Origin of the sequence: Micromonospora sp. NPDC057141, from assembly GCF_042670805.1 — a bacterium.
GTDB lineage: Bacteria > Actinomycetota > Actinomycetes > Mycobacteriales > Micromonosporaceae > Micromonospora.
Map to the genome: position 1 here is coordinate 21,641 of NZ_JBHUVA010000027.1, position 12,177 is coordinate 33,817.

A 12,177-nucleotide genomic window follows, 5' to 3' on the forward strand; every position below is an offset into this window, starting at 1 on the left:
CACCGGTCGCCGCCGGCCCGCTGCCCCGCCCCCGTTCACCGGTCGCCGCCGATCCGCAGCTGGGCCGCCGCGACGCGTTGGCGGACGCCGGAGGCGATCGCCGTGCTGAACGCGAGCGCCGCCAGCAGCAGGCCGAGGGCGGTGCCGGCGACCGGCAGCCAGGGCAGCGCGAAGGCCGCCTCCGGCACCGGTCGGTCCGCCGACCGGGTGAGCACCACCAGCGGTGCCATGGTGGCACCCACCCCGGCGCCGACCAGCAGCCCGACCCCGACGCCGACGCCGGCCAGGAAGGTCTGCTCGGCGAGCAGTGCGCGGGCGAGCAGCCGCGCCGGGGCGCCCAGGGTGTGCAGGACCGCGAGCTCGCCGATCCGCCGCCGCGCGGTGGCCCAGCCGTCCACCCCCAACCCGACCAGGGCGAGCAGGACGGAGCCCGCCGCCGCCGCGAGCAGGCCCGTGCGCGTGCCGAGCCAGTACGGGTCGCGGCCGGCCTCCGCCGCCGTCACCCGCCGGTCCAGCACGGTCACCCCCGCCAGGTCGGCGACCGCCCGCGCCGCCTCGGCGGACCCGCCGGGCTCGGTGCGGATCCACCACTCCGAGACCGGCCGGACGGTGCCCGTGGCCCGCAGCAGCCAGTCGGCGGCCGCCGGCAGGTCCAGCAGCATGCCGCCGGCCGCCCCGCCGCTGGCCGGCACCGCGTCGACCTCCCCGACCACCGCGACGGTGAGCGTCACCCCGGAGAGGCCGACGTCCATCGTGTCGCCCCGGCCGACGCTCAGCGCCCGGGCCACCTCCGGCGTGATCAGCGCCGGGACCGGTGGGCCGGTCCCGGCCGGCACCACGGCGAAGCGGCTGGGCGGCTGCGACGCGAACCGGCCGCCCGCGACGCGCATGGCCTTCCGTCCGGCGCGCAGCACGCCGTCGGCGAACCGGACCGGCTCCGCACTCTCCGGGTCGTCCAGCCGGGGCACCCAGCCGCCGTCGAGCGGCACCGGACTGGTCGCGCCGCCCGCGTCCACCGTGCGCAGCCCGGCCACCTCCAGCCCGTAGCGGGAGCCGAGCGCCGGCCCGCCGTCCACGTCGAATCCGGCCAGCCGGTAGGTCCGGCCGCCGTTGTCCGGCAGGTCCACGGCCACCGGCACGGGCCGGCCGTCGCTGCCCGCGCTGGCCAGGGGCAGCTTCCAGGCGCCGCCGTCGGCGGTCGTGAGCAGCACGGACACCCGGACCGGGTGCGGCGTGACGGCCCCGGTCACCGGGGTGCCGACCGTGCCGGCGAGCCGGCGGGCGGTGGCGGACAGCTCGACGCCGAGCGGCGCGGCCCGGCCGCGTACCTGCCGGTCGAAGAGGGCCCGGGTCGACTCGCCGGCGAGCCGCTCGTCGAACCGGACCACGTCGGACGCCGCCGCCGTGTCCAGGCTCAGCACGCTCACCGGCAGGTCCTCGCGTCCCACCCGGATGTCGTCGCGCCAGGCCGGCACCGCCCGGTCCACGCCGGGCGCGGCGGCGAGGCGGCCGGCCCGGTCGGCCGGCGCGGCACCGGACCGCTCGACCAGCCGCAGGTCGGTGCCGACGGTGAAGTCCGCCTGGTCGACGTGCGACCGCTCCCCCGTCGTCACCAGCGACCAGGCCAGGGTGCTGCCGCCCACGGCGAGCGCGAGCAGCAGCACCGGGCCGGCGTGCGGCCGGCGGCCGGCCTGCCACATGCCCAGCGTCGCGGCCAGCCATGGCCGGCGGTCGACGAACCGTTCGGCGAGCCGGGCCGCCGGCGGCAGCAGGCGCAGCGCGACGACGGCACCGGCGAGCACGCCCAGCGTGGGTGCCGCCACCAGCAGCGGGTCGACGCCGAGCCGGCCGTCGGAGCCGGCCAGCGGGGAGGAATATTGCCGCAGCTGCGTCCAGGCCAGCAGCGCCAGCCCGACCAGGGCCAGGTCGGCGCCGATCCGCTGGGCCGCCGCGCCCCGGCTCGGCCGGGACCGGGCCGCCATGTCGGCGACGTACGTGCCGGCCCGGCGCAGCGCCGGCAGCTCCATGGCCACCAGGCAGCCGGCCGCCGTGGCGGAGGCGACCGCCCAGGTGAGGGTCGTGCCGCCGGGGGCCGTCAGCTCGGACCAGCCCTGGTCGTGGCCGATCCGGCGCAGGGCCTCGGCGGCGATCGGGGGCCCGAGCAGCGCGGCCGGCAGGACCACCAGGGCGGCCTCCCGCACGGCCAGCCCGGCGATCTGCCGCCGGGCCGCGCCCCGGGCGCGCAGCAGCGCCGTCTGCCCCCGACGGTCCTCGTTGAGCAGGGCAGCCACGAGGACCAGCGCGTACCCGCCGAGGACGAGGACGAGCAGCAACGGGGTGAGCAGCGACGACCGGCCCACCAGGTCGGCGCGGGTCAGCCGGTCGATCAGCCGGTCCATGGTGGTGACGGTCTGGGCGGAGGAGCCGAGGCCCGTCGCCCCGGGCAGGTCGGCGATCTCCGTGGCGACCGCCCGCCGCACGGCGTCCAGCCGGCCCGGCCCGACCGCCGCCAGATCGGGCTCGACCAGCCAGGCCGCCGAGGTGGTGCCGGGGAACGTCCGGTCGAAATCGGCCGGGTCGAGCAGGAACGGCCCGTACGACGTCTCGGAGCCGGCGGCGACGGCGCCCGGCGCGAGCCGCCAGTACGACCCGGCAGGGTCCCGGGGCCGGAAGAGGCCGACCACCTCCACCTCGCCGGTGCGCTCGGTGGCCCGGTCGCGCAGCGGCACCCGCTCGCCGACGGTCAGGCCGAGCACACCGGCGACCCGCTCCGGCAGGAGCACCTGCGTCGGCACGGCCCCGCCGCGGGGCTGCCGCCCGGCCACCAGGTCGGCGTGCCCGGCCAGGCCCTCCAGGGTGGTCAGTTCGGCGAAGACCGGGTCGTCGCCGACCCGGGCGGCGCCCAGGTCGCCGGTCAGCTCCCGCCCGGTCCCGTGTCGGGCGGCGCGCACCGCCACCGTCGCCCCGCCGAGCCCGGCGGCGAAGCGGTCGCGGACAGCCCGGTCCCGGGCGGCGAAGGCGGCCCGGTCGGGGCCACCCGAGCCGCTGACCAGCAGGCTGCGCTCCTGGGCGGGCGACGCGGCGAGCACCGCCCGCTGCCCCGCGTCGACGGCCCGCCGGCTGTAGTCGGCCAGCCCGGTGACGAGGGCGACCGCCACCAGGGCCGCCACCAACGCGGCCAGCAGCAGCCCCCGGGCGGCCCACGCCCGCCTCCACACCAGCACCATTGCGCCGCCTCCCCGGGCCCCCGCGGAGCCGACGGACACAAAGACCCACTACGGGTACGGAAAGGTTCGCGCCCGTTATCCGACCGTTATGCCTGGCCGTGGCGTCCGTAGTGCGGCCGGACGTCGTGTCTGCGGCGCGGCCGACCGAGCCTCGCGCGCGCGGCGGGAGACGCGTGACGTCCGGGCCTGGCGGCGGCCTGCTTGGATGGCTGGCATGGAAATCGCCCTCATCGTGCTGACGATCGGCGTCGTGCTGCTGCTGGCCGCCCAGTTGACCGGCCCCCGACAGGACCGGGCCACGACGGCGCGGCTCGCCGAGATCGAGCGTCGCCTCCAGCTCGTGATGGACCATCTCGGGGTGATCGACCAGCGGCCGGAGCCGCCCGGGGTGCGCGACTACCTGGCCCGGGGCCAGAAGATCCAGGCGATCAAGGCGTACCGGGAGGCAACGGGCGCGGACCTGCGGACGGCGAAGGAGGCCGTGGAGGCGATGATGGGCCCGATCAGCTGATTCCGCACAGCAGGAGGGCCCCGACCGGGCGCTTCTTCACTCTGCGGCCAGGTCCGGCCGGTACTCCCTGATCCACTCTTCGACGTCGGTCTTCCGCCAAATCTGCCCCATGGCCCTTGTGGCCCTTGTGCCGGGTCTGCGCCGCCGCCTGGCCGTGTCCGCCAGCGCGGCTGCTGCTGACGATAGAACTACCGCCGGGCCGGACGGCTGAGAAGGCTCGATGTAGGGCCCGCTAACTGGTGGAAGGCCTTGCCCGGCTCGGCTGCACCCGCTTTGGCTCGCCGGGCATCTTCGGGTGGTCCGGCGGGTACGGCAGGTCGCCCTGCCCCGCGACGTCGTCCCGGTCGGCCCACTCCAGCAGCGGGGTGATGTCCCACGGCGCGTCGTCGATGCCGGCGTGCGGGTCGCCCCGCTCGGCCAACCGGGCCGGGACACTGCCCAGGTGCAGGTCGTCCGGGTCGACGTCGGGCAGCTCGTCCCAGGTGACCGGCGTGGACACGGTGGCCCGGGCGGTGGCCCTCAGCGAATACGCGCAGGCGATCGTGCGGTCCCGGGCCATCTGGTTGTAGTCGACGAAGACCCGCTCGCCCCGCTGTTCCTTCCACCAGGCGGTGGTGACCAGGTCGGGGCGGCGGCGCTCCAGCTCCCGGGCCAACGCGATGGTGGCCCGGCGCACCTCGGTGAACGTCCACCGGGGCGCGATCCGCAGGTAGACGTGCACGCCCCGGCCCCCGGACGTCTTCGGCCAGCCGGTCGCGCCCAGCTCGGCGAGCAGGGCCCGCACCTCGGCGGCGGCGGCGACCGCGTCGGCGAAGTCGGTGCCGGGCTGCGGGTCGAGGTCGACGCGCAGCTCGTCGGGGTGGTCGACGTGGTCGGCGCGGACCGGCCAGGGGTGGAACACGACGGCGCCCATCTGGGCAGCCCAGGCCACGTGGGCGAGGTCGGCCGGGCACAGCTCGTCGGCCGTCCGGCCGCTGGGGAAGCTGATCCGGGCGGTGGTCAGCCACGGCGGCACACCCCGGGCCGGCACCCGCTTCTGGAAGAACGCCTCCCCGCCGATGCCGTCGGGGAAGCGTTGCAGCGTGGTCGGGCGGCCCCGCAGCGCGCGCATGATGCCGTCGCCGACGGCCAGGTAGTAGCCGAAGACGTCCGCCTTGGTGAAGCCCCGCTCCGGGAAGATCACCCGGTCCGGGCTGGTCAGCCGTACGGTGTGCCCGGCCACCTCGACCTCGGCGGCCGGGGCTTTCGCGGTGCCTGCCATCCCGCGACCATATGCCACGGCACCGACAGCCGACGTACCGTTGCGGGGTGAGTCCTGACGAGAACGAACTGCCCCGCACCGAGGACGAGTGGCGGGTCCGGCTCAGCCCGGAGGAGTTCCGGGTGCTGCGCGAGGCGGGCACCGAGCGCCCGTGGACCGGCGAGTACGTGGACACGAAGACCCCCGGCGTCTACCACTGCCGCGCCTGCGGGGCGCAGCTCTATCCCAGCGGCACCAAGTTCGACTCGCACTGCGGCTGGCCGAGCTTCGACGACGCGATCCCGGGCGCGGTGCGGGAGATCGAGGACGACAGCCACGGCATGCGGCGTACGGAGATCCGCTGCGCCCGCTGCGACAGCCACCTCGGGCACGTCTTCCGGGGCGAGGGCTTCACCCCGAAGGACACCCGGCACTGCGTCAACTCGGTCTCCATCCGGCTGGAGCCGGCGCAGGGCTGACGGGCGGCGGGCGGGTTTCCCGTCGACGCGCGGGCTCGCCGTCGGGCTCGCCGTCAGATGAGCAGCACGCTGCCCTGTTCGTCGACCCGGTCGGCGGAGTCGTCGTCGAGCCAGACCCCGCCGGTGGCCAGATAGCGGAACCGGTACGCCCCCGGCCGGAGCCGGACGGTCACCGTACGGGTGCCGTCGCGCCGGGCGACCAGCTCGTGGCGGCCCGGTTCCCAGTCGTTGAAGGAGCCGACCACGCTCACCGGGCCAGCCGGCGCCTCGCGGGGAAGACAGAAGGTGACCCGGGTCTGGTTGCCGAACAGCCTGCTGCGCTTGATCACGTCATCCTCCGGGGTCGAGGCTTTCACCAGGCACAACGCCCGACACGCCGGTCCGACACGCCGCCCGGGTGGCCCGGTTCCTGCTGTTTCGGCTGCCCGGTTCGGGCCGTTGTCACACGCTGAGGGGACATCTGTCCTTTGGGCTACGGGGGTTCGGCAATGGCGACGTGCGAGGTCTGCGGCAACGACTACTGGATGGCGTTCGAGGTACGCACGGTCAGCGGCGAGGTGCACACCTTCGACTGCTTCGAGTGCGCGGCGCACCGGCTGGCCCCGATCTGCGAACACTGCCAGGTCAAGATCGTCGGCCACGGGGTCGAGGTGTCGGGGCGTTTCTTCTGCTGCGCCCACTGCGCCCGCCAGGAGGAGGGAGACCGGGGCGCGGAGATCCGTGACGCCGTCGGCTTCCGCCCCCGCTGATGTGCAAGCAGGGGCCCCTTGTTGACAGGCGGTGTCAACAAGGGGCCCCTGCTATACAAAATGCGTTAACAAGGGGCCCTTCCTTGCGCCAGCGGCGGGGGCCTAGCATCGGTCGGTGTCGCCGCAGACGGTCGAGGCCCGGATCGCCTCCTTCGCCGAGTTGGACGCCCGCACCTTCCACGACCTGGTGCGGCTGCGGATCGACGTGTTCGTGGTGGAGCAGCGGTGCCCGTACCCGGAACTCGACGGCCGGGACGTCGAGCCGGGCACCCGGCATCTGTGGCTGGCCCGCGGCGGCGGCGTCGTGGCGTACCTGCGGATCCTGGCCGACCCCGGCGGCCTGGCGCGGATCGGCCGGGTCGTGGTCGCGCCGTGGGCCCGGGGCGGCGGCCACGCCGGGCGGCTGATGGCCGAGGCGCTGGCCGTGGTGGGCGACCGGCCGTGCCTGCTGGAGGCCCAGTCCCACCTGGTCGGCTTCTACGCCCGGCACGGCTTCGCCGTCAGCGGGCCGGAGTACGTCGAGGACGATATCCCGCACACCCCGATGTGCCGGCATCCCGCGCACGGAGACAGCGTCACCAATTGACACATCCCTATGGGTGTGGGAATCTCGCAGCAGAGCCGCCACGGGAGCAACGCGAACCGGCACGGGAGGGGCAACTCCCGCGATCCGGGCGTCGTCACCGTCGACCCCTCATCCCGGAGGCTCCATTGTCCACCCTCGTGCGCAGGCGTTCCACGCCTCGCCTGGCAGCCTGGCTGCTCGCCGTCGGCACGGCCGCCGCCATGCTGCTCACCACCGCCCTGGCGAACCCCGCGTCCGCCCACGGCTCCGTCGTCGACCCGGCGTCCCGCAACTACGGCTGCTGGCAGCGCTGGGGCGCCGACCACATGAACCCCGCCATGGCCACCCAGGACCCGATGTGCTGGCAGGCCTTCCAGGCCGACCCGCAGGCCATGTGGAACTGGATGGGCCTGTTCCGGGAGGGCGTCGCCGGCAACCACCAGGCCGCCATCCCCGACGGCCAACTGTGCAGCGCCGGGCACACCCAGAGCGGCCAGTACAACTCGCTGGACACGATCGGCGCGTGGAAGACCACCTCGATCTCCAACAGCTTCCGCATCCAGCTCAACGACCAGGCCAGTCACGGCGCCGACTACATCCGGGTGTACGTGACGAAGCAGGGCTTCGACGCGCTGACGAAGCCGCTGGGCTGGAGCGACCTGGAGCTGGCCGGCGAGATCGGCAACACGCCAGCGTCCCAGTGGAAGCAGGAGGCGTCGGGCGTGTCGATCCAGGTGCCGGCCAACGCGCCGGGCCGCACCGGGCGGCACATCGTCTACACGATCTGGCAGGCCAGCCACCTCGACCAGTCGTACTACCTGTGCAGCGACGTGGACTTCGGCGGGGGCGGCCCGACCACCCCGCCGACCACCGCTCCCCCCACCACGGCCCCGCCGACCACCGCCCCGCCGACGACCCCGCCGGCGACCGGGGGCTGCACGGCGACCTACCGGCCCGTCTCCTCCTGGAACGGCGGGTTCCAGGGCGAGATCGAGGTGACCGCCGGATCGTCGGCGATCAAGGGTTGGACGGTGACCTGGACCTGGGCCAACGGCCAGCAGGTCAGCTCCTACTGGAGCTCGACGGTGACCACCAGCGGGTCCACGGTGACCGCCCGCAACGTCGCTTACAACGGATCGCTGGCCGCCGGAGGGAAGACCTCGTTCGGGTTCGTCGCCTCGTCGACCGGCACCAACACCGCGCCGACGCCGACCTGCACGGCCACCGTCTGACGGCCGGCAGCACCGCGCCCGGCCGGCAAGCCGGCAGCACGACGACCGCCCGACGCGGCAGCGCGTGTTAAGAAGGGCCCCCTGTACAACGTTTTGCGTTAACAGGGGGCCCTTCCTTGCTCACGGGAGGGAGGTGACGATGTCGGCGATCGCGCGGCGGCGGCCCGTGTAGAACGGGACCTCCTCCCGGACATGCCGGCGCGCCCCCGACGCCCGCAGGTCGCGCATCAGGTCCACGATCCGGTGCAGCTCGTCGGCCTCGAAGGCGAGCATCCACTCGTAGTCGCCGAGGGCGAACGAGGCGACCGTGTTGGCCCGCACGTCCGGATACCCCCGGGCCATCTTGCCGTGCTCGGCCAGCAGCTCCCGCCGCTCCGCGTCGGGCAGCAGGTACCACTCGTAGGAGCGGACGAACGGGTAGACGCACAGGTAGGCCCGCGCCTCCTCGCCGGCCAGGAACGCCGGGATGTGGCTCTTGTTGAACTCCGCCGGCCGGTGCAGCGCCAGCTGCGACCACACCGGGGTCAACGCCCGGCCCAGGCTGGTCCGGCGGAACCGCAGGTACGCGTCCTGGAGCGCGTCGCTGGTCGGGGCGTGCCACCAGATCATCAGGTCGGCGTCGGCGCGCAGCCCGGCCACGTCGTACGTGCCGCGCACCGTCACGTCCTTGCCGGCCAGCTCGGCGAAGAGCGCCTCGACCTCACCGGTGACGTTCTCCCGCAGCGACGGCAGCGGGCCGGTGGCCCGGTACACCGACCACATCGTGTAGCGGATGCTCTCGTTGAGCTCCCGCAGCCGCGCCGCGTTGGTCTGCTCGGTCATGCCGATCCTCCCAGTGCCGTGATGATCTCCTCGGCCGCCGTCTCGCCGGAGCGGACGCAGACCGGGATGCCGACGCCGTCGTAGCCGGCGCCGGCCAGGGCCAGCGTGGGGTGCGCGCCGCGCAGCGCCGCCCGCACGGCGACCACCCGGTCGAGGTGCCCCGGGGTGTACTGCGGCAGCGACCCGCCCCACCGCTGCACGTGGCTGGCCACCGGCGCGGGCAGCGGCGCGCCGAGCACCTTCGACAGCTCCCGGTGCACCGCCTCCACCAGGTCGCCGTCGGTGACCTGGAGGGACGCCTCCTCGCCGTAGCGGCCCACGGAGGCGCGGACCAGGGCCAGCCCGTCCGGCCGGGCCAGGTGCCCCCACTTGGTGGTGAAGAATGTCGACGCCTTGATCAGCAGCCCCTCGGTGGCCGGCACAAGGAACCCGGACAGCGCCGGCAGCTCCGGGCTGGGCAGCGCCAGGGTGATCAGCGCGACGCTCGCGTAGTCCAGCGCGCCGACGCTCGCCGCGACCCCGGGGTCGAGGTCGGCGACGCCGGCCAGCAGCCGGGCCGCCGGACGGGCCGGCACGGCCAGCAGCACGGCGTCCGCGTCGACCAGCTCCGGGTCGCGGGTGGGGCCGACGGTCAGCCGCCAGCCGGTCGCCGTCGGGGTCAGCTCCCGCACGGCCGCGTCGCGGCGGATCGTCGCCCCGCCGGCCGCGGCGGCGGCCTCGACCAGCCGGCTCAGCCCGCCGGCGAGGGTGCCGAAGACCGGCTCGCCGGGGGCGCGCGGCGCGGCGGCCTGCGCCGCCCGGACCGCGCCGAGCAGGGTGTGCTCCACCCGGGCCGCGCGGGCCAGCGCCGGCATCGTGGTGGCCAGCGACAGGTCGTCGGCCCGGCCGGCGTAGACGCCGCCGAGCATCGGGTCCACCAGCCGGTCGGCCACCGCGTCGCCGAACCGGGCGCGGACCAACGCCCCGACGGAGACGTCCGCGCCGGGGGCCAGCAGCGGCCGGTCTTCGTCGCGGTCGGCGCCGGCGGCGGGCTCGGCCACCGCCGCCACCTTCGCCAGATCCCCGGGTACGCCCACCAGCGTCCCGCCCGGGATCGGGCGCAGCCCCCCGTCGACGGCCAGGGCGGCCTGCCCGACGCTCGGGTGCACGATGTCGCCGGCCAGGCCGAGCCGGCGCACCAGGGTCACCGCCGCCGACTCGCCGCCGGCCGGGTCCCGCATCAGGAACGACTCCGCGCCGAACTCCACCGGCCCGCCGGCCAGCGCGCCGGTGCGCAGCTTGCCGCCGAGCGCGCCGGACTGCTCGTACACGGTGACCTCGGTGCCCGCCGGAGCCCGGTCGGCCAGCCGGACGGCGGCGGCCAGCCCGGTGATCCCGCCCCCGACGATCGCCACCCGCCACGGCTGCCGCACGGTCGCCCCCCTCTACTACTCGCCCGGGCGCGCGGACACCTCGTGCACCAGCGCGACCACCCGGGTCAACACGTCCGGATCGGTCTCCGGCAGGACGCCGTGACCGAGGTTGAACACGTGGCCGGGGGCCGCCCGCCCCTCGGCGACGATCCGCCGTACCTCGGCCTCGACGACCGGCCACGGGGCGAACAGCACGCACGGGTCGAGGTTGCCCTGCACGGCCCTGTCGGCACCGATCCGGCGGGACGCGACGTCCAGCGGCGTACGCCAGTCGACGCCGACCACGTCCGCGCCGGCCTCGCCCATGGCGGGCAGCAGCTCGGCCGTGCCCACCCCGAAGTGGATCCGGGGCACCCCCGCGTCGGCCAACCCGGCCAGCACGCGCGTCGAGTGCGGCAGCACGTAGCGCCGGTAGTCGGCCTCGGAGAGCGCCCCGGCCCACGAGTCGAACAGCTGCACCGCCGACACCCCGGCGTCGACCTGCACCCGCAGGAACGCCAGCGTCACGTCGGCCAGCCGGGCGCACAGGGCGTGCCACAGCTGCGGGTCGCCGTACATCAGGGCCTTGGTCTTCGCGTGGGTCCGCGACGGCCCGCCCTCGACCAGATAGCTGGCCAGCGTGAACGGGGCGCCGGCGAAGCCGATCAGCGGGGTGTCGCCCAGCTCGGCGACGAGCATCCGCACCGCCTCGTCGACGTAGGAGACGTCGTCACGGCCGATCGGCCGGATCCGCTCGACGTCGGCGACGGTGCGCACCGGCTCGGCCACCACCGGCCCGGTGCCCGCGACGATGTCCAGCTCCACCCCGGCGGCGGCCACCGGCACCACGATGTCGCTGAACAGGATCGCCGCGTCGACCCCGTGCCGGCGTACCGGCTGGAGGGTGATCTCGGCGACCAGCTCGGGACGGCGGCAGGACTCCAGCATCCCGACGTTCTTGCGGATCTCGCGGTATTCCGGGAGGGAGCGGCCGGCCTGGCGCATGAACCAGACCGGGGTGTGCGGCCCGGGCTCGCGCCGGCACGCCCGGACGAACGGCGACCCGCTCGTCCCGCTGCGGCCGGTGTCTCCGTCTCGGGCGGCGGTGCCCGTCGTCTCGGTGCTCATCGCGGCTATCGTGCCACGCCCCCGGACCCCCTCCCCCACCCCCGCCGCCTTTTGTGACGTGTTAGGAAGGGCCCCCTGTCAACGCATACGGTAGAGAAGGGTTCCCTTCTCTACCGCCTACCGTTCGCGGCACGCGCGAGGGCTGCCGCCGCAGGCCGTCGGCGTGCCGTTCCGTCGGCCGGACGACGGGCGGCATAGGCTGCCGGCATGGCCCCCCCGATCGCGCTACCGGAGACCTTTGCCCGCGCGGTCGCCGGGCTGCGGTCGGCCGCGCCCCGATCGGAGATCGTTCTGGAGGAGGTCGGCGCGCCGCAACGCCTCGCGCCGTACGCCTTCGCGCTCTCCGCGACAGTGCTGCGCGACGGCGACGAGGTCGCCACGGGTCGGTTGATCCTGCTGCACGACCCCGCCGGGCACGAGGCATGGCAGGGCACCCTGCGGTTGGTCACCTACGTCACGGCAGAGCTGGAGATCGACCTGGCCGCCGACCCGCTGCTGCCCGGGGTGGGCTGGACCTGGCTGACCGACGCGCTGGACACGCAGGACGCCCCGCACCGCGCGATCGGGGGCACGATCACCCAGACGATGTCGACCCGGTTCGGCGACCTCGCCGGGCCGCCGGCCGCCGGCGACATCGAGATCCGGGCCTCCTGGACCCCGCTCGGCGAGGACCTCACCCCGCACCTGCTGGCCTGGTGCGCCCTGCTCGCCTCGACGGCGGGTCTGCCCCCGCCCGGGGTGACCGCCCTGCCGGAACGCCGCCCGGCCGGCGCAGCCTGATCCACCGGGCTGCACCCCACCGCACGACACCACGGATCTTGGACGATTTCGGC

At 75.3% G+C, this 12,177-nt stretch carries 12 protein-coding genes; 6 read left to right on the forward strand and 6 right to left on the reverse strand.

The window, feature by feature from the left end:
• Positions 1 to 35: 35 nt before the first annotated feature.
• Positions 36 to 3,227 carry an FtsX-like permease family protein gene (locus ACFT41_RS16300; protein WP_377585359.1) on the reverse strand — a complete coding sequence of 1,064 codons (3,192 nt, stop codon included), beginning with the start codon at positions 3,225 to 3,227 and terminating at the stop codon, positions 36 to 38.
• A 214-nt stretch (positions 3,228 to 3,441) separates the two neighbouring features.
• Here ACFT41_RS16300 and ACFT41_RS16305 point away from each other — a divergent pair, with 214 nt between their 5' ends.
• Positions 3,442 to 3,738: a hypothetical protein gene (locus ACFT41_RS16305; protein WP_377585356.1), complete on the forward strand. Its 297-nt coding sequence runs from the start codon at positions 3,442 to 3,444 to the stop codon at positions 3,736 to 3,738.
• 232 nt (positions 3,739 to 3,970) lie between these two features.
• Here the strand turns inward: ACFT41_RS16305 and ligD are convergent, their stop codons facing one another.
• The gene (ligD, locus tag ACFT41_RS16310) at positions 3,971 to 4,999 is read right to left on the reverse strand and encodes a non-homologous end-joining DNA ligase (protein ID WP_377585354.1); all 1,029 of its coding nucleotides are present in this window, start codon (positions 4,997 to 4,999) and stop codon (positions 3,971 to 3,973) included.
• A gap of 47 nt (positions 5,000 to 5,046) precedes the next feature.
• Between ligD and msrB the strand changes: the two genes are divergently transcribed.
• A complete protein-coding gene (gene msrB, locus ACFT41_RS16315; RefSeq protein ID WP_377585352.1) occupies positions 5,047 to 5,457 on the forward strand; it encodes a peptide-methionine (R)-S-oxide reductase MsrB in 411 nt (136 codons plus the stop codon).
• Positions 5,458 to 5,510: 53 nt separating this feature from the next.
• Here the strand turns inward: msrB and ACFT41_RS16320 are convergent, their stop codons facing one another.
• Positions 5,511 to 5,786 carry an isoamylase early set domain-containing protein gene (locus ACFT41_RS16320; RefSeq protein WP_377585350.1) on the reverse strand — a complete coding sequence of 92 codons (276 nt, stop codon included), beginning with the start codon at positions 5,784 to 5,786 and terminating at the stop codon, positions 5,511 to 5,513.
• Positions 5,787 to 5,945: 159 nt separating this feature from the next.
• Between ACFT41_RS16320 and ACFT41_RS16325 the strand changes: the two genes are divergently transcribed.
• The 3 genes from ACFT41_RS16325 (at position 5,946) to ACFT41_RS16335 (ending at position 8,003) form a co-directional block, all read left to right on the forward strand.
• Complete coding sequence (locus ACFT41_RS16325) at positions 5,946 to 6,206, forward strand: Prokaryotic metallothionein (RefSeq protein ID WP_377585348.1); 261 nt, start codon at positions 5,946 to 5,948, stop codon at positions 6,204 to 6,206.
• A 115-nt stretch (positions 6,207 to 6,321) separates the two neighbouring features.
• On the forward strand, positions 6,322 to 6,792 hold the full coding sequence (locus tag ACFT41_RS16330) for a GNAT family N-acetyltransferase (RefSeq protein ID WP_377585345.1): 471 nt from the start codon (positions 6,322 to 6,324) through the stop codon (positions 6,790 to 6,792).
• A gap of 200 nt (positions 6,793 to 6,992) precedes the next feature.
• A complete protein-coding gene (locus ACFT41_RS16335; RefSeq protein ID WP_377585385.1) occupies positions 6,993 to 8,003 on the forward strand; it encodes a lytic polysaccharide monooxygenase in 1,011 nt (336 codons plus the stop codon).
• A 120-nt stretch (positions 8,004 to 8,123) separates the two neighbouring features.
• Here ACFT41_RS16335 and hemQ read toward each other — a convergent pair whose 3' ends face one another.
• Genes hemQ through hemE form a run of 3 tightly spaced genes read right to left on the reverse strand, consistent with a single transcriptional unit; the run spans position 8,124 to position 11,344 of the window.
• Positions 8,124 to 8,825: a hydrogen peroxide-dependent heme synthase gene (gene hemQ, locus ACFT41_RS16340; RefSeq protein WP_377585342.1), complete on the reverse strand. Its 702-nt coding sequence runs from the start codon at positions 8,823 to 8,825 to the stop codon at positions 8,124 to 8,126.
• A complete protein-coding gene (gene hemG, locus ACFT41_RS16345) occupies positions 8,822 to 10,237 on the reverse strand; it encodes a protoporphyrinogen oxidase (RefSeq protein ID WP_377585339.1) in 1,416 nt (471 codons plus the stop codon). Before hemG ends, hemQ begins: the two co-directional genes overlap by 4 nt.
• Positions 10,238 to 10,252: 15 nt before the next feature.
• Positions 10,253 to 11,344 carry a uroporphyrinogen decarboxylase gene (gene hemE / locus ACFT41_RS16350; RefSeq protein WP_377585337.1) on the reverse strand — a complete coding sequence of 364 codons (1,092 nt, stop codon included), beginning with the start codon at positions 11,342 to 11,344 and terminating at the stop codon, positions 10,253 to 10,255.
• 207 nt (positions 11,345 to 11,551) lie between these two features.
• Here hemE and ACFT41_RS16355 point away from each other — a divergent pair, with 207 nt between their 5' ends.
• Entirely contained in the window at positions 11,552 to 12,124 is a 573-nt protein-coding gene (locus ACFT41_RS16355; RefSeq protein WP_377585335.1) for a DUF3000 domain-containing protein, read from the forward strand.
• Positions 12,125 to 12,177 lie beyond the last annotated feature (53 nt).